Origin of the sequence: Clostridium sp. UBA5988, assembly GCF_002435615.1 — a bacterium.
GTDB lineage: Bacteria > Bacillota > Clostridia > Clostridiales > Clostridiaceae > Clostridium_J > Clostridium_J sulfidigenes.
The window spans coordinates 1-22,557 of the sequence record NZ_DJBA01000009.1; the positions used below are offsets into that span (position 1 = coordinate 1).

Annotated in this window: 19 protein-coding genes and 1 tRNA gene; 2 read left to right on the forward strand and 18 right to left on the reverse strand. The window is 29.2% G+C overall.

Annotated elements, in window-relative coordinates; all coding sequences use genetic code 11:
- Positions 1 to 59 precede the first annotated feature (59 nt).
- Positions 60 to 1,307 (reverse strand): GTPase HflX, encoded by a 1,248-nt coding sequence (hflX, locus tag B3J31_RS00470; protein WP_346866679.1) that lies wholly within the window; start codon positions 1,305 to 1,307, stop codon positions 60 to 62.
- Between the two features lie 659 nt (positions 1,308 to 1,966).
- Between hflX and B3J31_RS00475 the strand changes: the two genes are divergently transcribed.
- Complete coding sequence (locus B3J31_RS00475) at positions 1,967 to 2,293, forward strand: hypothetical protein (protein ID WP_346866680.1); 327 nt, start codon at positions 1,967 to 1,969, stop codon at positions 2,291 to 2,293.
- A gap of 100 nt (positions 2,294 to 2,393) precedes the next feature.
- Here the strand turns inward: B3J31_RS00475 and hcp are convergent, their stop codons facing one another.
- From hcp to B3J31_RS00545, 14 genes are all read right to left on the reverse strand, one after another.
- Positions 2,394 to 4,034 (reverse strand): hydroxylamine reductase, encoded by a 1,641-nt coding sequence (gene hcp / locus B3J31_RS00480; protein WP_346866681.1) that lies wholly within the window; start codon positions 4,032 to 4,034, stop codon positions 2,394 to 2,396.
- Between the two features lie 209 nt (positions 4,035 to 4,243).
- On the reverse strand, positions 4,244 to 4,924 hold the full coding sequence (locus B3J31_RS00485) for a Crp/Fnr family transcriptional regulator (RefSeq protein ID WP_346866682.1): 681 nt from the start codon (positions 4,922 to 4,924) through the stop codon (positions 4,244 to 4,246).
- A 34-nt stretch (positions 4,925 to 4,958) separates the two neighbouring features.
- Positions 4,959 to 5,927 (reverse strand): lysylphosphatidylglycerol synthase domain-containing protein, encoded by a 969-nt coding sequence (locus B3J31_RS00490; RefSeq protein ID WP_346866683.1) that lies wholly within the window; start codon positions 5,925 to 5,927, stop codon positions 4,959 to 4,961.
- A 208-nt stretch (positions 5,928 to 6,135) separates the two neighbouring features.
- Positions 6,136 to 6,333: a hypothetical protein gene (locus B3J31_RS00495; protein ID WP_346866684.1), complete on the reverse strand. Its 198-nt coding sequence runs from the start codon at positions 6,331 to 6,333 to the stop codon at positions 6,136 to 6,138.
- A gap of 166 nt (positions 6,334 to 6,499) precedes the next feature.
- Positions 6,500 to 6,574: transfer RNA gene (locus B3J31_RS00500), tRNA-Glu, on the reverse strand.
- A 151-nt stretch (positions 6,575 to 6,725) separates the two neighbouring features.
- On the reverse strand, positions 6,726 to 8,042 hold the full coding sequence (locus B3J31_RS00505) for a 2-hydroxyglutaryl-CoA dehydratase (RefSeq protein WP_346866685.1): 1,317 nt from the start codon (positions 8,040 to 8,042) through the stop codon (positions 6,726 to 6,728).
- Between the two features lie 3 nt (positions 8,043 to 8,045).
- Positions 8,046 to 10,952: an acyl-CoA dehydratase activase gene (locus B3J31_RS00510; protein ID WP_346866686.1), complete on the reverse strand. Its 2,907-nt coding sequence runs from the start codon at positions 10,950 to 10,952 to the stop codon at positions 8,046 to 8,048.
- Between the two features lie 382 nt (positions 10,953 to 11,334).
- Positions 11,335 to 13,347 carry an ATP-dependent DNA helicase gene (locus B3J31_RS00515; protein ID WP_346866687.1) on the reverse strand — a complete coding sequence of 671 codons (2,013 nt, stop codon included), beginning with the start codon at positions 13,345 to 13,347 and terminating at the stop codon, positions 11,335 to 11,337.
- A gap of 318 nt (positions 13,348 to 13,665) precedes the next feature.
- Positions 13,666 to 13,899, reverse strand: a complete 234-nt coding sequence (locus tag B3J31_RS00520; protein WP_035134530.1) for a TIGR04540 family protein — start codon at positions 13,897 to 13,899, stop codon at positions 13,666 to 13,668.
- Positions 13,900 to 14,152: 253 nt separating this feature from the next.
- Entirely contained in the window at positions 14,153 to 15,094 is a 942-nt protein-coding gene (locus tag B3J31_RS00525; protein WP_346866688.1) for a lipoate--protein ligase, read from the reverse strand.
- Positions 15,087 to 16,781 carry a dihydrolipoyl dehydrogenase gene (gene lpdA, locus B3J31_RS00530; RefSeq protein ID WP_346866689.1) on the reverse strand — a complete coding sequence of 565 codons (1,695 nt, stop codon included), beginning with the start codon at positions 16,779 to 16,781 and terminating at the stop codon, positions 15,087 to 15,089. The genes B3J31_RS00525 and lpdA overlap by 8 nt, the downstream gene beginning before the upstream one ends.
- Before the next feature lie 96 nt (positions 16,782 to 16,877).
- On the reverse strand, positions 16,878 to 17,231 hold the full coding sequence (locus B3J31_RS00535; RefSeq protein ID WP_346866690.1) for a carboxymuconolactone decarboxylase family protein: 354 nt from the start codon (positions 17,229 to 17,231) through the stop codon (positions 16,878 to 16,880).
- Between the two features lie 99 nt (positions 17,232 to 17,330).
- A complete protein-coding gene (locus B3J31_RS00540; protein WP_346866691.1) occupies positions 17,331 to 17,753 on the reverse strand; it encodes a MarR family transcriptional regulator in 423 nt (140 codons plus the stop codon).
- 72 nt (positions 17,754 to 17,825) lie between these two features.
- Complete coding sequence (locus B3J31_RS00545) at positions 17,826 to 18,731, reverse strand: AEC family transporter (RefSeq protein WP_346866692.1); 906 nt, start codon at positions 18,729 to 18,731, stop codon at positions 17,826 to 17,828.
- A 171-nt stretch (positions 18,732 to 18,902) separates the two neighbouring features.
- Here B3J31_RS00545 and B3J31_RS00550 point away from each other — a divergent pair, with 171 nt between their 5' ends.
- On the forward strand, positions 18,903 to 19,169 hold the full coding sequence (locus tag B3J31_RS00550; RefSeq protein ID WP_343824367.1) for a DUF1294 domain-containing protein: 267 nt from the start codon (positions 18,903 to 18,905) through the stop codon (positions 19,167 to 19,169).
- 212 nt (positions 19,170 to 19,381) lie between these two features.
- Here B3J31_RS00550 and B3J31_RS00555 read toward each other — a convergent pair whose 3' ends face one another.
- Genes B3J31_RS00555 through B3J31_RS00565 form a run of 3 tightly spaced genes read right to left on the reverse strand, consistent with a single transcriptional unit; the run spans position 19,382 to position 22,450 of the window.
- A complete protein-coding gene (locus tag B3J31_RS00555; protein WP_346866693.1) occupies positions 19,382 to 19,891 on the reverse strand; it encodes a flavin reductase family protein in 510 nt (169 codons plus the stop codon).
- A gap of 30 nt (positions 19,892 to 19,921) precedes the next feature.
- Complete coding sequence (orr, locus tag B3J31_RS00560; protein WP_346866694.1) at positions 19,922 to 21,076, reverse strand: ornithine racemase Orr; 1,155 nt, start codon at positions 21,074 to 21,076, stop codon at positions 19,922 to 19,924.
- A gap of 45 nt (positions 21,077 to 21,121) precedes the next feature.
- Positions 21,122 to 22,450 (reverse strand): GlmL-related ornithine degradation protein, encoded by a 1,329-nt coding sequence (locus B3J31_RS00565; protein ID WP_150843893.1) that lies wholly within the window; start codon positions 22,448 to 22,450, stop codon positions 21,122 to 21,124.
- Positions 22,451 to 22,557 lie beyond the last annotated feature (107 nt).

The following is a 22,557-nucleotide window of genomic DNA, read 5'->3' on the forward strand; positions in this document are numbered from 1 at the left end:
TTTAGGACAAAGTCAAAAATCGTTGACATTCTTTTTAATAATTTTTAATTATTTTTAATTTAGCCTATTACATATTCCCTATATTTTTCATAATCTATATTGGAACACTCAATAGATAACTCAGTACCATCATTTCTATATTTTCTATCTATAATTCTTGCATTATCACTAAAATAAGATAACAAATTTCCTTTGTCATAAGGTATAAACATATTACAATTTATATAATTATTAAATACCTTAGTAGATATAGTTTCTACAAGTTTATCTATACCTAAATTTTTCTTTGCTGATATATAAACTCCATTTTTATCAGTTAAATAATCATCTACTAAGTCAATCTTATTATAAACATAAATCATAGGAACTGACTCTGCTCCTATCTCTTTTAATGTTTCATTTGTTACTTTAAGATGATGTTTATAATCTGGATTAGAAATATCTACAACATGGAGTAATAAGTCAGCTTCACAAACTTCCTCTAGGGTAGATCTAAAAGCCTTTATTAAATTGTGTGGTAAGTTACTTACAAACCCTACTGTATCTGACAATAAAAATTTTTTATTATCATCTAATTTTATGCTTCTTATAGACGTTTCTAAGGTTGCAAACAGCATATCTTTTTCAAAAACCTTTTTTTCTTCACTATCTTTAAATGTATCTATCATACTATTCATAATTGATGATTTCCCTGCATTAGTATATCCAACTAAGGCTATTTGGGGTACACTAGACTTTTTTCTTAAGTTACGCTGTGTTTCTCTTTGATGTTTTAACTCTTCAAGTTCCTTGTTTAAGGCAGCTATTTTTGCCTCAATCTTTCTGCGGTCAAGCTCTAACTTTTTCTCTCCAGTACCCTTATTTTTTGTTCCTACACCTCCACTTTGACGACCTAAATTTTCATTAGCCCCAATTAGTCTTGGCAATAAATACTGAAGTCTTGCTACCTCTACCTGAAGTTTTGCTTCTCTAGTTTTTGCTCTTTCAGCAAATATACTTAGTATTAGTGCAGTTCTATCAATAACTTCACATTCAATAGCCTTTTCTACATTTCTTAATTGCGATGACGATAGCTCATTATTAAAAATTACTATGTCTACTTCTTCACTATTTACTAATGATTTTAATTCATCAAGCTTTCCACTTCCAATATAATGTGCCTTATTGATTTGTTTTGAATTTTGTACAAGCTCTCCTATAGCTTCAATATCACAGGCCATACATAAATTCTTAAGTTCAACCATAGATTCTTCAAATCCATTTTCATTATTTATATTTATTCCTACTACTATTCCTTTTCTTTCCATTTCCATAATCTCCTTTAATCATACTATTTAAGCTACTATAGTATGGATTCATGATTATAGAATTTTAACTTTAAAGTTAACTTCTTTAAAGAAATCTCCATGATATATACGGAGTAAATTCTACTATCTAAATCATATGTTTAGATAGCCACATTTAAGGCAACTCATAAATCCACCTTTTAGCCTCTTAATCTAACACTAAAAATTCCACTCTTAATTCTCATCTTACACGCCTCCATAACCTTGAATTATTTAATAAAAAAATACCTTGGCATAGAAAATTATCCATTTCTCTGCTCAAGGTATTATAATTACTTAAATAAAATATTATAAATTACATAAATAAAGCCTTAAATAACCCTATTATTATAAGCAGTATGGATTTTATTAAATTTCTTTAAAACTATAAATAATTTTTTCATTTCATACCGCTCCTTTTCTTTGTAATCATTTACCAATAATATAGCATACATTACTTCAGTTGTAAACATTATAATAAATTATTAATAAATAAATTATTTTATTTATTAGGTCTACAAAATTTATATTTTATATTTCTTACCGATAATCATTTTAATGAATTATTAATTGCAAATCACTTTCATTTTATGTATAATACATGTTAAATAACCATAAACTTACCTAGAGGAGGTAATAAAATGTCAGTATATCAAATAACTTATTATATAGCTGAAACTCATAATCATGAATGTGACCATGATCACCAGCATGATGAGAATTGCAACCACGACCATCATCACCACCATAGTAATCTGCCTAGAAAAATTAAATCTTTAGGGGCTTGGGCAAACATTATGCCAACCACATTTCTTTTACATACTGAAATGAATTCTAAGGATATAAAGCTAGCTTTAGATGAAGTAAAAGAAGATAATGAAATATTTTTCATTTCTCAAATTACTTTGGATAATGATGGTTCTATGCATCCAGGTGCCCTAGCTTGGATTGAATCCCGACTTAAATAAAGAAATCTATACTAAATTAAGAGGTTCACTAGAATATCAATTTTAGTGAACCTCTTTTAATAGTTACATATTGGGCTTAATTATATATTTATTTTTTCAATTACATTTCCATGAACATTTTCATATCATCTTCTACGTTAGTTATTCCACCTATTCCAAAGTTTTCAACTAAAACATTAGCTACATTTGGAGATAGGAATGCTGGAAGCGTTGGTCCTAAGTGAATGTTTTTTACTCCTAAGTGTAGTAGAGATAATAAAACTATTACAGCCTTTTGCTCATACCATGCAATGTTAAATGCTATTGGTAATTCATTTATATCTTCTAACTCAAATACTTCTTTTAATTTTAAAGCAATTAATGCTAGTGAGTATGAATCATTACATTGACCTGCATCAAGTACTCTTGGAATTCCTCCAATATCACCTAAGTCTAACTTGTTATATTTATATTTTGCACAGCCTGCAGTTAAGATTACTGTATCTTGTGGTAATGCCTTTGCAAAGTCAGTGTAGTATTCTCTTTTCTTTTGTCTACCATCACAACCTGCCATCACAAAGAATTTCTTTATAGCTCCAGTTTTTACTGCTTCTACAATTTTATCAGCTAAGGCCAATACTTGATTGTGTGCAAAACCTCCAATGATTTCACCATGTTCAATTTCTATTGGAGCTTCACAAGTTTTTGCTAATTCTATCAATGCTGAAAAATCTTTATTTCCTTTTTCATCAGCTGCAATATGTGTACATCCTGTATATCCTGCAGCACCTGTAGTAAACACCCTTGCTTTGTAGCTATCTTTAGGTGGTACTATACAGTTTGTAGTCATAAGAATTGGTCCATTAAAGCTCTCAAATTCTTCTGTTTGCTTCCACCATGCATTTCCATAGTTTCCTATGAAGTGTGAGTACTTTTTAAATGCTGGATAGTAGTGAGCTGGTAACATCTCTGAGTGAGTGTATACATCTACTCCTGTACCCTCTGTTTGAATTAACAATTGCTCTAAGTCTTTTAAGTCGTGTCCAGACACAAGAATTCCAGGCTTATTACTTACTCCAATATTTACTTTTGTAATTTCTGGATGTCCATAGCTTTCAGTATTAGCTTTATCAAGTAATGCCATACCGTCTACTCCAACTTTACCAGTTTCTAATGTTAATGCTATATATTCATCTATTGTTATCTTATTATCTGCTGTTGCAGCTAAAGCTTTTTGCATAAATGCACATATGGCTTCATCATCATATCCTAATGCATTAGCATGTTTAACATATGCAGCTAATCCTTTTAATCCATAAGTTATCATTTCTCTTAAACTTCTAATATCTTCATTATCAGTAGATAGTACTCCTACTAAGCCAGCTTTACTATCCATTTCAGCTTCTGTTTTAGCTGTCCATAATGCAGCGTCACTTAAACCTTCTTTATTGCTTAATTTTGAAAGTAATTCTTCCTTAAGATTTAAAGTTTCTTTAACCATTTTATAGAATACTGCGTCATCAAAATTTGCATTTGTAATTGTAGTGAAAAGATTCATAGTCACAGCTCTATTTATTATATTAGAAACAGTTACTCCTTCTTCCCTAGCTCTTGTAGCTACTTCTGATAATCCTCTTGAACTGTATATTAATAAGTCTTGAAGTTTTGCAAGATCAGGAGTCTTACCACAAACTCCTCTTACAGTACATCCGCTGCAACCAGCTGCTTCTTGACATTGAAAACAAAACATCTTATTCTCCATATTTAACTCCCCTTTATTTCTTAATAATATTTTTTACTTTGCTGATTTAATAATTGAATTCATCTGAACTATGGTCTTATTGTACATAAAAAAAATACAGGAGTCCGTAACCTATGTTACGAATTCCTGTAATAATATATTTTTTTATATACTTCTATTTACATTAACCTGTTTTCCATATTTCTTAATACTTATCTTTTATATAATATTTAATTAAACATTTCTTCCTCTAAAGCTTCTATATCTAATATTTTTATATTGCTTCTATCAAAATCTATATATCCCATATCCCTTAGATTTATTAGCTCTCTTGACAATGATGGTCTTGGTATTCCTAAAGCTGCAGCAATACTTTCTTTACTTTCTTTTAATTTAATTACACTATTCTTCTGTAGTTTCATAGTTTCTAATATGTAATTTATAACTCTATGTTTTATATTCTTAAAGGATATATTTTTAATTTTAGAATTTAACATTAGTACTTTATTACTAAGAAGTTCTAAAAAATTCTCAAGAATTCTTTTTTCTCTTGAAAATAGTTCTAACATATCTACCTTATCAATGTATAATATACTGCATTGATTTAGTGCAATAACTGTTGCTGGATAATTTTCTTGCTTTGAAAATATTATGGCTTCTCCAAATACATCACCAAGGGTAAGTTTATTTAAAACTATATATTTACCACTTGGATATATCCTTTGAAGTTCAATGGTTCCTTCTAATATAAGTCCTATAGTACTGCATTTTTCTTCTTCATGGGCAATAATTTCCCCTTTATCATATTTATTAATATGATATTTTGTTTCCTCATAAATTTTTTTTAGATTCTCAGAATCAATTCCTTTAAAAAGGAAATTGTTTTGTAGTAAATTTAATATATCTTTCATTATTCATCCTCTTCTTTTATTGTATTAACTTATTTTATTCTCGTATATGATTACCTAATTTATTTGACCTTAATACTACTCTTCCTACCCATAGAATTACTCCAATAATCCAAGGTATTATAAAGTAATATAATCTAAATAAAAGCGTTATAGACAAAGCTGAGTTAGGCGAAAACCCCAGAGTCTTTAATCCTATTATAGCTACTAAATCAAAGGACCCTACACCTCCTGGTATAAAGCTTATAAGTGCAGCAATACATGCTAATATATTTACTCCTGTAACTGATACAAAGCTTGCATCACCTTTAAAATATTTAGCTATGGTAAAAAACATCATACTTCTCACTATCCACTCACAGGTAGATAGAAGGGTTAATCTTACCTTTAAATTTATGCTTCCTTCAAAGTATAAATTTAATTTTTCAAGTTTATTGCTTAACCAAGTGAACCTATCTAAAAAATAATATATAGGTAGAAAAGCACAAAATATTAATATTACTATCCAAAGCCACTTTTGGCTATGTAACAGTGGATATATTTTAAATACGTCTAATACACCTAAATAGCACATAACAGATAAGCCCACTATAGTTGTAGGTATTAGTATCATATTAAAATTTATCATGTCCTTAGTATCAATATTTTCATCTTTAAATAAAACAGTTCTAAGTGTAGCTCCTGTAAGCCCTCCAAACCCTATTATGTCATTAAAGCTATGAGCAATCCATGCAACTACAAATACCTTAAACTTATTTATATTGTATCTATAATGATCAGCTAGTACTACATCATAAAAGCATAAAAACGATATAGATATAATTGCAGATATTAAAAATATTACAAGATATGTATTAGGTATATTTCTTAATATATCTAGAACCTGATTTATATCTATCTCCTTAAATATACTCCTAGCTTCATAAATTACAAAAAGCATAATTATTATGGGAATTAAAATCTTTCCTCCACTTTTCACTTTGCTTTTTCCTTGATTACCACTCACATTATGTCCCCCTAATCCAATTTGAAAGCTAAATAAAATATATATATTTTATTTAGCTTATATTTTCAACATATTACCATTCTACTACTTATATGCATTAAAATCTATATTTTAGATTATACAGTAGTTCTATATTAAAACAAATAAAGCAAATCTACTTATTTATAAAGTAAATTTGCTTTCCCTTAGATATAATAATTTCAAAATATTAATCTTCTAATGTGTTATAAAGATATCCTTCTCCCTTTTCTATGGAATTTTCTATAGACTCCTTGTTCCTCTTTGTATTAGCTTCACTCTTTAATTCATTATCACTAACCTTGTTTCTTACTTCCCTTCCAAGATCTCTTTCTATAGTTCCTGGATTATTATTTAATAAAGAATGATGTTCATTTTTTAAAGTCATAATCTTACCTCCTAAAATGTAATTTATATTATTATCTTCATTAAGTAAGATTCATATACTTATTTATATAATGGAAAAACTTAATTATTATCTATTCTTTATAAGTTATTTTTAATATAAAAAATTAAAGGACTTAGCTATAATAGCTAAATCCTTCAATACAATATGGTAGCCTGTAGGGGGATCGAACCCCTGTTTCCACCGTGAGAGGGTGGCGTCTTGACCACTTGACCAACAAGCCTTATCAACAGTTTGATTACTTCTTTTCTCTACCTGTTAATAATATCATACAATTTAATTTAATTCCATATTATGAATTATTTTATTATACAATAGATTTCTTAATATCTATTCAGATTTATAATTGAATAACTTTTTTAAAATTTGTAGTTTTACACTAATGCAATTTCCTTATCTATATCACTATTAATATCTTTAGGATTGATATTAAGTTCCTTATGTTCTAGTTGTTCCTTTGCAATGGCAAGCATAAGTTTAATTCTATTTTCCTGATTTACTCTAGTAGCACCAGGGTCATAATCTATAGGTACTATATTGACATCATGATGAATGTTTTTTATTTTTCGTACCATTCCCTTACCTACTATATGATTTGGCAAACATCCAAAGGGTTGAGTGCATATAATATTTTTATATCCTAAATTATTCAACTCTAACATTTCTGCTGTAAGAAGCCATCCTTCACCCATATTATTACCATATCCAACTACACCCTTAGCTAACTTTTTAGTTTCTTTAAAGGATGAAGGTGGTATAAAATCTGAATTTTCCTTTACTGAAGCTATAAGTAAACTCTCAATTTTAAATAGGTAATTCATAAATTTTTGAACAATAAACTTAACTACCTTACTTCCACCATAAAGATTTATATTGTCTATTCTTTCATCTGTACAATAAAATACAAATCCAAGGATTCCTGGTATCATAACTTCACAATTCTGTGTAGCTAAAAATGCTTCTAAATCATTATTCCCTAAGCTTGCATATTTAATATATATCTCTCCCACTATACCCACCTTTACTTTAGGAGTTTTTTCAATTTTTATTTTTGCAAAGTCTTTTGTTATGTTATCCATATTGGTCTTAATTTTTTTTAGAGAATAAGCCTTATTATTTTTAAATTGCAAAGTCAACTCTTCAATCCATTTTTTTATTACTTTATCACTTTCACCTTTACTTATTTCATAAGGTCTCACTTGATTGCTTAAATGCATCAAAAGATCTCCATAAATAACTCCTGATAACATTTTATGAACCATAGGCAATGTTATTTTAAAGCCACTATCTTTTTCCATTCCAGCTAAATTAAAAGAAATAACAGGAACCTGTCCATATCCAGCCTTTTTTAATGCCTTTCTAAGTAAGTATATATAGTTTGATGCTCTGCATCCTCCTCCAGTTTGAGTGATAATTAAAGCTGTTTTATTAATATCATACTTTCCACTGTTTAAAGCATCTATCATTTGACCTATAACTAGTAAAGCTGGATAGCAAGTATCATTATGAACATATTTTAGTCCTGTTTGTACTACTGACTCACCTTTATTAGTTAATAGTTCTATGTGATATTTACTATTCAGGAATACATTTTTTAAAATTTCAAAATGTATGGGTGCCATCATAGGCATTAATATAGTATAATCTTTACTCATTTCTTTAGTAAAGGTTACTTTATTTTCCTTATCCATTACTTATTCACCCTCCCCTTGATGGATTGCTGCAAATAAACTACGAAGTCTTATTTGTATCGCTCCTAAATTAGTAATTTCATCTATCTTAATTTGGGTGTATATCTTATTTGACTCTTCTAAAATTTCTCTTACCTCATCGGTAGTTATTGCATCCACACCACAACCAAAGGAAACTAACTGAACTAAATTCATGTTAGGCTTGTCTGCTATATACTTAGCTGCCTTATATAATCTAGCGTGATATGTCCATTGATTTAACACTTGAAGGTCTACCTTATCTACCTTATGAGAAATCACATCTTCAGATATAACTGCAGCTCCATAGCTATTAATATACTTATCAATTCCATGATTAATTTCACTATCTATATGATAAGGTCTACCAGCAAGGACAATTATATCTTTACCCTCTTTTTCTGCTTTCTCAATAATTTCTTCACCCTTTATCCTTATTTTTTTTAAATATCTATCATATTCTTTGTAAGCAAGAGTAGTTGCTTCCTTAACTTCTTTTAAAGATATGTCCTTAAAATATTTTACCAATATTTTATGCATCTTTTTGGGGAAATCCTTAGGTCTATGAATTCCTATATAATCATAAATATAAGTTACCTTTGAAACATCTGGCATATTTCCTTGAATTACTTCAGAGTAATATGCAACTACCGGGCAGTTATAACAGTTATCAGCTGAACTATCTTGTATATTATAGGTCATGCATGGATAAAAAATTGTATCTACTCCACCATCTATTAATGACTGTACATGTCCGTGAATTAATTTTGCTGGAAAGCATACTGTATCTGATGGTATAGTTGTTTGTCCCTTCAGATAAATTTCTCTTGAAGATGGCTCAGACTTTTCTACCTCAAACTGTAAGGCTGTAAAAAATTTGTACCAAAATGGATATAATTCATACATGTTTAATCCCATAGGAATTCCAATCTTTCCTCTTTTACCTGAAATTTTAGGATAACTATCTAGCAAACTCCTCTTATACTCATATATGTTGGACACTTCTCCATGATTTTTGTTACTTATAGGTCTATCACATCGATTTCCACCAATATACTTTCTGCTTTCTCCAAAAGTATTTATAGTTAATCTACAATGATTATTACAAAGCCCACAGTTAGTCATTTTTACTTCATGATTAAAATTCTCTAATTCATTCTTACTAAGAATAGTACTTTTATCATTATTTTTTTCCTGAGCATACAAAGCTGCTCCATAAGCACCCATAAGCCCAGAAATTGTAGGTCTAAGGACTTGTACATTTAATTCTTGTTCAAAGGCACGAAGTACAGCATCATTTAGGAAAGTTCCTCCTTGAACTACAATGTTTTTTCCTAGTGACTCTGAATTACTGGCACGAATTACTTTATAGAGTGCATTTTTAACTACACTAACAGATAATCCTGCTGATATATCTTCTATGGTAGCTCCATCCTTCTGCACCTGCTTTACAGAAGAATTCATAAATACAGTGCATCTAGAACCTAAATCTACCGGATTTTTAGAGAATAATCCTAAGTTAGCAAACTCTTCCACTGAATATCCTAATGCATTAGCAAAGGTCTGCAAGAAAGACCCACAACCAGATGAACAAGCTTCATTTAAAAATATATTATCTATAGCTCCATTATGTATTTTAAAACATTTTATATCTTGTCCTCCTATATCAATAATAAAGTCAACATTACTCATAAAATGTTTCGCTGCTGTAAAATGAGCTACCGTTTCTACCATACCATAATCTACCTTAAAGGCATTTTTTATTAATTGTTCACCATATCCTGTTGCTGCAACTGCTGAAATTTTAACTTTTGGATATGTATTATATAAATTTTCTAAGTATTCCTTAACTACCTCTACAGCATTTCCACTATTAGGTCTATAAATTGAAGATACAATTTCTTTATCATCATTAATAGCAACAATTTTTATAGTTGTAGAACCAGAATCTATTCCTATAGTTATTGGTGATGAAGTTTCAATTTCATCCTTGATAAGCACCTTACTTTTTTCATGTCTAAGCTTAAACTCATCATACTCTTCTTTTGTTCTAAATAGTGGTGGTGCCATAGAATACGTTTCATCTTCTCGATAATTATTTAAAGTAATAATCAAGTTATCTATATCTATCTTTTCACTAGCATAATAGGCTGCCCCCAAAGCTACATAATATAGTGAGTTATCTGGGCACTTTCCTGTTAAATTTAAAGTTTTGTCGAAGGCTTTTCTCAATTCTGAGTTAAAGCTTAGTGGTCCTCCAAGGTATAATATATTACCTTTTATAACCCTACCTTGAGCTAATCCTGCAATAGTTTGATTTACAACAGCAAAGAAAATACTTGCTGATAAATCACTTTTTACGACTCCTTGATTTAAAAGAGGTTGAATATCTGACTTAGCAAAAACTCCACATCTAGAAGCAATAGTATAAATCTTTTTATAATTCTTAGCAGCCTCATTCATTTCTTCTAAGGACATATTTAACAAAGTAGCCATTTGGTCAATAAATGCTCCTGTTCCACCTGCACATGAACCATTCATCCTTACTTCCATACCATCCTTTAAAAATAGTATTTTAGCATCTTCTCCCCCTAATTCAATGATAACATCCACATCATCTTCTAAAGTAGTTGCAGCAATCCTTGTTGCATAAACCTCTTGAACAAAGGGTACCTTCCATTTTTCCGCCATGCCCATAGCAGCAGATCCAGAAATGCTTAGTTCCATGGACTTTTCTCTTGGATACTTGTCTCTAATTTTCTTTAGCAGTTCTGAAGTCTTTTCTTTTATTTTACAATAATGACGTTCATATGATTGATAAATAACTTCTCCAAAGTTATTTAAAACAACAGATTTAATTGTGGTTGAGCCCACATCAATTCCTATTTTCATAGTAAATCCTCCTAAATAAATGCCATACTATATAGCTTTTACCCTCTTAAAAATAACAATTAAAGATTTAGTTTTATAAATCTTCTACATATTATCTAAACACCATATTATACCATATTATTTACTAAATAACATATATTTAACTATTATTTAACATACTGTAAACAACTATTTCTCGATCTTTAGAAATTATAGTTTTTCAATTTAATAAATATTACTTTATTATTAAATATTTATAAATATATAACCATATACTTTAATTTATATTACTTATATTAATTATTTTCAAGTTACTGTTAATGTGCTTTAAGCCTCTATTTCATCATATTTATAATAAAAAGCAAGATATAGAATAACTTCCTTTCTATATCTTGCTTAAGCTCTATTCATCCATTTTTATCCAAAATCTTTCTATTTCTCTTATATCATTAGTTCTATTTTTAATAGGCAGGGAATCAAACACTATATTTTTATACGAGCTATTAGACATTTCACCAATTCTAGAATCTAAGATTACCACTATACCCTTATCATCATGCTTCCTTATTAACCTTCCCACCCCTTGCCTAAGTTTTACTATCATTAATGGTACACTTACCTCCATTAAAAAATCTTCTGATAAAGTCCTTTTATATTCTATAATTGGATCTGGTACCGGAAATGGTAGCTTAAATATAATTAAATTCGATAATGATTTTCCAGGTACATCTATTCCTTCCCAAAATGTTCCTGTAGCTAATAATACGGAATTCTTATCCTTTTTAAATTCTTCAAGTATATCATCCTGAGAGGACATATGTTGCTGTTTTAAAAGCCTATACTCTAAATTTTTATGTTTTAATATCTCATAAACTTCCTTTAAATCATTTTTAGATGTAAATAAAATTAAGGCTTTTCCCTTTGTAATATTCAGAAGCTTTACTATTTTTTCTGCCCCCAATTTTATAAACCTTTCTCTCGCCTCTACTGGATGAGGCATATTTTCTGTATAATATATCATGGCATTGTAATTGTACGGAAAAGGTGATGGCTTTGGTGTTGATAAAAATCCTGTACTAGTTGGAAATCCTGTACTTTTAATAAAATACTCATATCTCTCTTCTTCACTCCCTTGACTCTTATCCGCAATAGTTGCTGAAGTTAATATGGTAGTTTTTAACTTATCAAAATATAAAGAATTTATCTCCTTGCTTATATTTTTAGGACATGCAAATATATGAATATCATTAAAATTTTCTAACCAAAATAAATCCCTGCTCTTTATAGATATCAAACTTTTTATAAAATCTTGAAGATTCTCTAGTTCTTCGAATACTTCTTCACATAAATTATCATCACTATAAAATTGTACTTTATAATTTATTAAATCAATTTTACTATTTAAAAGTAAAAGCTCTTCTCGTATTTCATCTATATTAATAAAAAACTTTTCCATTTCTTCACCCTTGGGTGATGAGTTAATTTGTTTTTTTACTTGATTATTTAGTTTATTAAAAATAACATTCAAAATATGAGTTATATTATTAAAATTTTCATAACTCTCTCTTCTTATGGCTGATATTTTTATGGTTTCAATTACATCTCCTAAAATAGATTTTATTTTATATTTGTTATAGCTTTCTATTAAAGATGCTCTAACTTTTTCCTCCAAATTATGAGCTTCATCTATAACAATTAAATCTATTTTCTCATTTAAAAGCCCCTTTTGACCTTTCTTTAACTTTTGAAAATGTACAGTTAATAAATCTTGATTACATAAAATTATGCCATCAGTATTTAACATATCTCTTCTTAGAGACATAAAACTGCAATTATTATAATGTTCACACCTATTATGATCTGTTGCCTTTACATTCACATTGTCCCATATATTATTATCTACATCTAATTTTATATTTTTTCTATCTACTACCCCATTATTTATGTAATTACATAGTATTTCTAGATTATCATTAAAATCTTTCCTATTAATCTCTTTAAAATATTTATCGGCTCTACTTTTACATGCAAAATGAGTCATGCCTTTAGCTAAAACTATTTCTGGTTTATGATTAATATAAGAACAAATTTTTTTTACATCCTTAATTAGTTGCTCTTGCAGAGCTATAGTTGACGTAGCTATTAATACAGGTTTATTAAAAAGTTTATTATAATAAAGTAAGGGAACTATATATGCATAAGATTTTCCTATTCCTACTCCTGCTTCCACTATAGTATGTTGTCTGTCAGCTATAGCGTTACATATATCTAACGCCATATCTTCTTGTCCTTCTCTCTGTTCAAAACCTAGTTTAGGAATTTTGTTCATAAAAAAATTCCATACTAGCTGCTGTAACTCATCTTCTTTTGAAAGATTTTTATCTACCTTCTTACTATCTTCTGAAAACCAAAACATCTATATCCCTCCTTATTAAGACTTTTTGTAACATAGCTTTATTTTCACATTTTTCTCCTTAAAATACAACCGTAGATTTCCATATTTAATTTCTTAAACATAGAAAAAGATGTGACTAAATAGATAAATCCATCTAATCACATCTTAATGCCAACTCTCATCTGTATATTTATTTATCAAGTAAATCTAAGTACTCTTCCTTACTTCTTTTCATATATTTATTATTCATAACATATATCCTCCAAAATAAAAAAGATAAGCTTACATTATTTTAATCAATAAAGCTCATCTTTTTTTATAAATCTATAATAAGATTTTTTAATTATTTTTATCTAATATATCTTTTATAATTGCTATTCTATCTTCCTCTAGAATATTTGCAATCTTTATTTCAACATCTCCATTTTTAAAGAATCTTTCTACATTAGAATCTACAATTTTAATAACCTTATCTGATAATTTTTCATAGGTCATTAAATCATCTCTGTATAAATCTACAATATCTCTTAAACAAGCACCTAATTCCTTAGGATTTTTATAAATTGTTCTCATGCTATAATCCTCCATAGTTTTACAATAATAAATATAATGTTAATATATTAGCAATAATTTATTTGTCAGCTACTATATTTACAATATACATATTATACCCTACATTATTTTTAATTACCAAGGTTATTTTACATAAAAATATGGATTATATCATTAAAATATAATCCATATTAAAAATGTTAAATTTTCTTGACTTATCTAGATGAGGTAAATATATTTTAGCCTAAGAATATTATGGTTTATACAAATATTTTTATACATATTTTTCTGATACCTGTCTTACATAGTCCTCTATTAATTTTACAACTTCATCTCTAGCGAATATAATGCCTATAAGCTGTTCTTCAACTTTTCCTAAATTTATATTCTCTAAAGTGTCTGAAAATATTTTAGCCTTTACTATTTTTCCTGACTCCACTGATAAATTTATGTCTATATTACCTATAACAGTTTTTTCTTCGAGAACTACATCATATTGTGGACTCTCACCATAATTCCACAACCTACTAGAGTATTTATCATATAATTTAGGTACATAACTACTCATATTATAAATATATGGGTTTTGTAAATCTCCATAAATATTATTAAAGGAACTTACCAATGACTGAATTAAATTGTCTACATTTAATTCACTACAAACCTCTATTAAATTTATAACCCTACTTTTTACTGATTCTATGCCTTTAGATTTTAATTTTAACTTAGATGGAGTAAGAACCTTTTCAAGTTTAGTAATATCTACATCAATCATAAGAGTACCATGATGAAAATAATTACCATCTTCACAATAAAATGCATGCCCTGAAAACTTTCTATTATTCAAAAGTAAATCATTTCTTCCTGAAAATTCAACCTTAAAACCATAGGACTCTACAGCACCTTTTATAACCTTAAGTTGTTTATCTAAATTACTCTCAACTTCCTTTGTTATAAAAGTAAAGTTTAAATTTCCTAAATCATGAAAAACTGCGCCACCTCCAGAAATTCTTCGAGCTAATGTAATATGGTTTTCTTTCATATAATCTAAATCGCATTCTTTATAAGGATTTTGATTTCTTCCAATAACTACAGTATTTTCGTTTTGCCAAAGATATAATATGGTTTCTTCGGACTTTATATTTCTTAACAATTCTTCTTCTAGGGCTAAATTATAATAGGGATTAACTTCCTTTGAAATAATTACTTTATTCATTATAATGTATTGCTCCTATAGATAATCCTAATACTGCTTCATGTATACCTTCACCTGTAGTTGGATGTGCAAATACAGTTTCTGCTATGCTCTCTTCTGAAATATTCTGCTGAATAATAAGAGTTATAGTGCTTATTAGTGATGAAGCATCTGGACCTATTATTGACCCTCCAACCATCTTACCTGAATCTAAATCTTTTATTATTTTAATAAATCCATACTCTTGACCCATAGTTAAGGCTTTTCCGTTAGCTGCAAAAGGGAACTTACTTATTTTTATATTCATATTTTTATCAATACATTGTTTTTCAGTAAGACCAACTGAAGCAATTTCTGGAGCTGTAAATATTACATTAGGAATACATTCATACTTCATCTCTTTATTTTCTCCTAATATATTATCTACTGCTACAATTCCTTGATGTGAAGCTACATGGGCTAATTGGATCTTGCTATTAACATCACCAATAGCATATATTCCTTCCACATTTGTCTTTAAATTATCCTCAACCTTTATACCTCTATTCCTGTCATTTAGTTCTATATCAGTATTTTCAAGATTTAGTCCTTCCATATTAGGCTCTCTTCCAATTGCTACTAACACCTTTTCTGAAACTAAAAGCTTCTCATTACCTTCATTTTCAAATATAACTATACCTTCACCTGATTCAGATTTTTCAATTCTAGTAACCTTTGAACTTGTATATATACCTATGCCCTTTGATTTTGCTATATCAAGTATTTCCTCAGAGACATCTAAATCCACCATGTTAAGAATTCTATTTTCGTATTCAACCACGTTTACTTTAACACCAAAATTTGAATACAAGAATGCAAATTCCATACCAATAACTCCACCACCAATTATAGTAATTGATTTTGGTAATTCTGTGTTACTAAGAGCTTCTGTACTATTTAATACAAAAGGTAGCTCTATGCCTGGGATACTTATTTTTGATATTTTAGAACCAGTAGCAATAATGATATTTTTAGCTTCAATAGTATACTCATCTTTACCTTTTTTCACTAATATTTTATGATTATCTATAAAGGATGCTTCACCCTTTATAAGTCTTATATTATTTTTATTTAATAAATAGTCGATGCCACCAACTAAATTATTTCTAATTTTATCTTTTCTAGCTATGACCTTTTTCATGTCTAGCTTTATATCTTTTATTTCAAATCCAAATTCTTCTCCATTTAATGCTTCATTGTATGCTTCAGCAGATTTAACTAGAGATTTTGTAGGAATACATCCTACATTAAGACAAGTCCCTCCTAAATTATCCTTTTCAACTATTATAGTTTCCAAACCTTTTTTAGCTCCATATATAGCAGAAACGTATCCTCCTGGTCCTGCACCTATTACTAAAAGGTCTATATTTAAATTTTCTTTTTTACCCTTTATTAAGCTACCAAAGTAATCAACTTTTTTAGTTTCTTCTACTAAAGCTTCTCCACTTACTATAAGTAATGTATCTCCAACCTTTACCTCTTGTCCCTCTGTAACCTTTATCTCTTCAATTTTATAGCTTCCTTTAGCTTTTACAGGTGAATTTCCCTTATTTGTTTCTATCTGAAACAATACATCATTTAACTTAACATTATCCCCAACTTGTATATTAATTTTACCTACTTTAGCAGACTTGCTTTTTCCTGATAGACTTTCCAACTTAATATCCATTTCAACCTCTCCTTTAATACCAAATATATATTAGTTTAAGATTCTGGATTTAAGACCCTGAGCATAATACTCAAGGTCTTAAATTTAAAATCTTATTTAGTTAAAATCTTTTTCAAATTCATCAACGGCATCTTTTAATAAAGTTACAGAATATGCCATACTAGGACCTCCACCAAAGGCAACAGATACCATAGCAGCTTCCATTATTTCAGCTCTAGTTGCTCCTGCTTCTAAAGCTTTGTAAACGTGGAAAACTATACAATATTCACATCTGTTATAAGCAGCAATTCCAACACTAATTAATTCCTTTGTTTTAGTATCTAATGCACCATCTTCATAAGTCTTACCTAACAGCCCCATGAAAGCGTTAACATTATCTCCATTAGTTTCGCCTAATTCACCAAGTCCGTTCATAAAGTCATTTAACATTTCTCTTACATCTTTTTTCATATCTATACCCCCATATGATTTAATAGTTGCTAGTGCAATAGTTAGCACTACAAGTATTTATGATATAAAAATACCACCATGGGGTGGTATTGTCAATAGCTAACATATATTATCTGTCATCCTTTGCAAAACTTCTTTAAAAATCTCTAAATTTTCTTTCGATATTCCCTTTAATACATCATCTTGGAACGCTTGTCCTCTAGGCATAAGTTCTTCTTTTAAAAACTTACCTTTATCAGTTAATATTATCTTTGTTATTCTTCTATCTTCTAAATCCTTTCTTCTCTCCACTAACTCTTCCTTTTCCATTCTATCTATAAGTCTTACCATTGAAGACTCTTTAATATCCATATAATCCGAAAGTTCTTTTTGAGAAATTTCTCCTGCTTTACCTATATAAAATAAAGCTATCCATTGTACTCTAGTTGTACCATTCTCTTGTAATCTTCTATTAAATTCATCAGCTAATTTCTTTGCACTTTTATTTGTTATAAATGCAATGCAATCATCTAAATCAAACATATATAATTTACATTCCCTTCTATACTTATTTAAAATAGCTAAATCATTGAAACTTATTATCTATTTAATTAATTATCTTACTAAATATATAAATAGTGGAATAGTTATTACGGATAAAAGTGTAGTTATAAATACACACTGTGAGCCATACTTACCATCTCCACCAGCAGATAATGCAATTACAGGTCCTACCACCGCTCCTGGCATAGCCATAAGTAAAGTGCATATAGCTACCAACATTGAATCTATATTAAACATATTCATAGTAAAATATGTTGCTATAGGAACTAAAATTAGTCTAACTATAGATAAATAGTATAAACTAAAATCTCCTATCATTTCTTTTATGTTAGAACCACAAAGCATAGAGCCAATGATTATCATAGATATTGGAGTCGTCATATTTCCTACACTTTTTACAGTTGAGTTAATGGCAAAGGGTAGTTTAATTTGACCTACAAATATTATAATTCCTATAATTACAGCCCATATGGATGGATTCTTTAAAATGCTTTTACTAGCTTCCTTCATAGATATTTTCCCTGTAAACAAAGATACCCCTATGGTCCACACTAAAGCAGTGAATACCATAGTAAAAATTGAAGCATAAAACACTCCTATTTCTCCAAATATGCTGTTTAATACTGGATAGCCCATAAATCCACAGTTAGAAAAAGATGTTGTAAATATAAGTAGTGGTTTTTTTCTATCACTAGCCTTAATATAAATATATCTTGATAAAATAAGTAACACCAAATGTATAACTATGGAATAGAAGAATATCTTTATAGCATTTCCCATAATAGCTTTATCAAATTCTAAGCAAAAACTATTTATTATCATTAATGGTAAAGTTATATTGATTAATATTGCACTTAATCCCTTCTCTACTCTATCATCTATAAAGCCTTTCTTTCTAGCATATATTCCTATAACCATCATAATGGATAGAACTAAAACTTGATTTACTGCATCCATTAAATTATCCCCCATACATAAAAAAATTTAATTCCATATTAATTATACTCTATTTTCTTTGGTTTTTAATTATTATTTTATTTTTTATTTTGAACTTAGATTAAATATATCCTTATTGCTTTTTATTTTTATATAATATAAATTAAATATATAAATACTTTAGGAGGTCTTATGTTTAATAATTTTATTTTATATTTAGTAGTAATAAACCTAATTGGATTTTTTATAATGTTAATAGATAAAAGGAAGGCTATAAAAAGACAATGGAGAGTTAGTGAAAAAGCTCTTATCTGTATATCTATAATAGGAGGTTCCATTGGTATGTTAGCTGGTATGAGCACTTTTAGACATAAAACTAAGCATAAAAAATTCACTATTGGTATTCCTCTTATCCTTGTTATACAAATAGCTATATTAACTTATTTTAGCAGTTTATAATTATAGAAACGGCTTCTTAATCCTTGAGCTTTCAGTGTGTTTTCTCTGGTATTATATGGTAAAACCCTAAAACCCGCATGAATAGAACAAATAGTTAACTAGTTATATAGTTTAATAGCTTCATAGTTAACTATTTTTATAGTTCCATATAAAAATAGCTTCCTATACAAATATTTATATAGGAAGCCATTAATTCAATTTAAAATATAATTCTATAGTTTATAGCAAGCTTCTACTTCACCTGCATATAACACATGATAGTCTTCTGCTGGATAGCTTGAACTCTTTATTTCATCAGATAAAAATTCTGGATTCATTTCTTGTTTATAAACTATTTTACATTCATAAGTCAATACATTAGATTTTTCTATTATTGGAGTATCTACAGTTTTAGCTGGAATTAGTTTCAAATCACATTCCTTAAATTTATCATAATCTCTTCCTGATTTAGTACCGCAGAATTTAATTTCCTCCTTTAAGGTATCATCAAGAGGAATTGTCACAGTAAAGTTATCAGCTTTTTCTATAATAGAAAAGGTATGTCTATGCTTTCTTACTAGTACTGTAAATATAGGTTTTCCCCATTGGAAGCCAACATTTCCCCAACCTATTGTCATAGTATTAACTTCATCTCCAGCCTTTACAGTTAAAAAGGCACCTTTTTCATGCAGATTCCTTATTGCTATATTTAAGTCTTCAGTAAATAATTTAAAATCAACCATTTAAATCTCTCCCTAAAATTATTTTTTTATTTACATTATACACTTATTTATATAGGAGGAGGTCATTGAAGATAATAATGCTCCATAATCTACATCAAAGGAAATTATATCACCAACTTTGTAGTCAGCTTCACTTTCCGTTACATCTAGTAAAAGATGATCACTACTGCCACCTAATATTCTTATTTTTTCATCTCTAGGAGTTATTCCATCAATTTTTACGTCTTGTCTTCCCATTGAAATTATAGCTCTTTTTATTGTTCCTCTATCCTGAAAGGTGGGAACCTCTCCAAAGGCATCCATGCCAATATTTCCTATTGGTACTGATGGCTTATCCTTAATTTCTATAATTTCACCTTTTAAGGTAAACACATCTTTAAACATTCCTGGAATATCTCTTCCATAAGCAGTTTCTCTTCCTAAAACCACTGATTCCCCAAGTCTTAAATTATTAATTCCTTCTGGAATAGTTTTATTCATTACCATATACAAACTACTAGAATTTCCTCCTGATACTATAGGTATCTTAATATTTAATTCTTCTTCTATAGTGTTTTTTATTTTTAGCAACCTTCCTAAATTTACTTCATCAGGTATTACTCCTCCATAGCAAGTTAAATTTGTTCCTATCCCCATAAGCTTTATATTCGGCAATTTAATAATTTCCCTGGACATTTCTAGTGCATCTTTCTCTAAAACACCTTCCCTTAAATCTCCCAAATCCACCATTAAAATTATTTTATGAGTTTTCTTAGCTCTTATAGCTTCCTTTGATAATGCCTTAATTGTATCTATCTCTGAATTAAGGGAAATATCACTATACATGATTACTTCTCTTACTTCACTAAGAGCTGGAATTCTAAGAAGTAGCTTTTCACAATTTAAATTTGCTATCTTTTTTAAATTAGCCACTCTTGAATCTCCTATGGTTTTTACCCCTGCATCTAAAACACCTTTAACTATATCAGGATGTGAGCAAAATACTTTAGTTACTACAGCTACATCTATCATCTTTCCATTACACATGTTTAATAAAAATTTAGTATTGTAAGTCAATTTTTTTAAATCAATATCAATCCTAGGATATCTATCCTTTTCTTCTTCTTTCCATAACTCTTGTTCAAGGGCAGTATTATAAGTTAAATTTTCTTGATTTAATTCTACTTCTGAATAACATTTTTCCATTCTCTAACTCTCCTCCTTTACAGAAACTAAAAATCTAATTTGTCATTATAAATTTAAACTAGCTTTAAGCAATTCTATTGCAGCTTCTTTATTTTCTCTACTTAAAACCCCAGCACAGGCCATGATATACATATTATCTAGGAGTACCTTTGCATCTTTTGTGGGACGCATGGTAATGTCTCCCTTAACATCCTTTATACTCTCTAGCATTTCCTTGCCTTTACCTAACCTAGTTAGAGCCCCACCTGTACCTATGATATACTTAACCATTGATAAATCCTTTCCATAGGCACTAAACTTTCTTCCTGAATTATATACTCTTTTAATTTGCCCTACATGTCTATCTATGGCAGTGTTTACGGCCTTTTGAGCAAGGACCCTACTCCAATATTTCTCTTCTTCTGTAGTTGGAATGGGCTTAATGAAACTACTTATACTTTCCTTAGTTCTTCCTTCTAATTCGTATGGTTGTAAAAGTTCTAATACATTTTCTCTATTTACATATACCCCTAAATCACCTTCTACGGTACGCTTTGCTTTTGGTTCTGGAGTCACTAATATATCTAAAATTTCCACACTACCTTCTGTTACGGAATGAACATCTGTAGTAGCTCCTCCAACATCCACCACTATTACATCACCGATTATTTCATAGAGTAACTTTGTGGCTTCCATTACAGCTCCAGGAGTTGGCATTATAGCTCCATCCACCATTTCCTTAATTTTATCCATGCCACCTGCTTTAACAATATTTACTTCAAAAGCATCTTGAATTATTCCTCTAGCAGGCTCCACATTTAATTCATCTACCCTAGGATATACATTATCTATTACATAAAGCTCTCTACCTTCAAATATCTCTTTTATTTCCTCTTGGTTAGCTATATTACCACAATAAACCACGGGAATATTCAGCTCAGCATCTCTTATAATCTCAGCATTGTCTAAGGCAGTTTCTCTCTCTCCATAGTCTGTACCACCTGCAATCATTATAAGATTAGGATTTATTTCTTTTATTTTCTTAATATCCGTTCTTCTAAGCCTACCTGCTGTTACCATTTTTATAATTCCGCCTGCCCCCAGGGCTGCTTCCTTTGCAGCTTTAACTGTCATATCTTGTACTAATCCATGAACAGTTATTTTTAATCCTCCTGCGGCGCTACTAGTACCTATCATTCTGTCATATTCAATGGATTCTCCTAGCTGTTCCTCCATTTCATTAATTGCATTTCTAAGTCCAATAGTTACATCACCTTGTAAAACAGAAGTAAAGGCCTTACCTTGTCCTACAACCTCAACTCCTTTTTTAAAATTAAAGGCTGTTACTACTGTGGTTGTACTTCCGATTTCCGCTATTAAATATTCAACTCTCATAGCTTCCCTCCTAGTTTAATGGGGATACCTCAAAATTTTACTAAGCATTAATCTATCCTTAAGGTAAACTTAGTTTAATTATTTGAGACACCCCCAGTACTCTATAT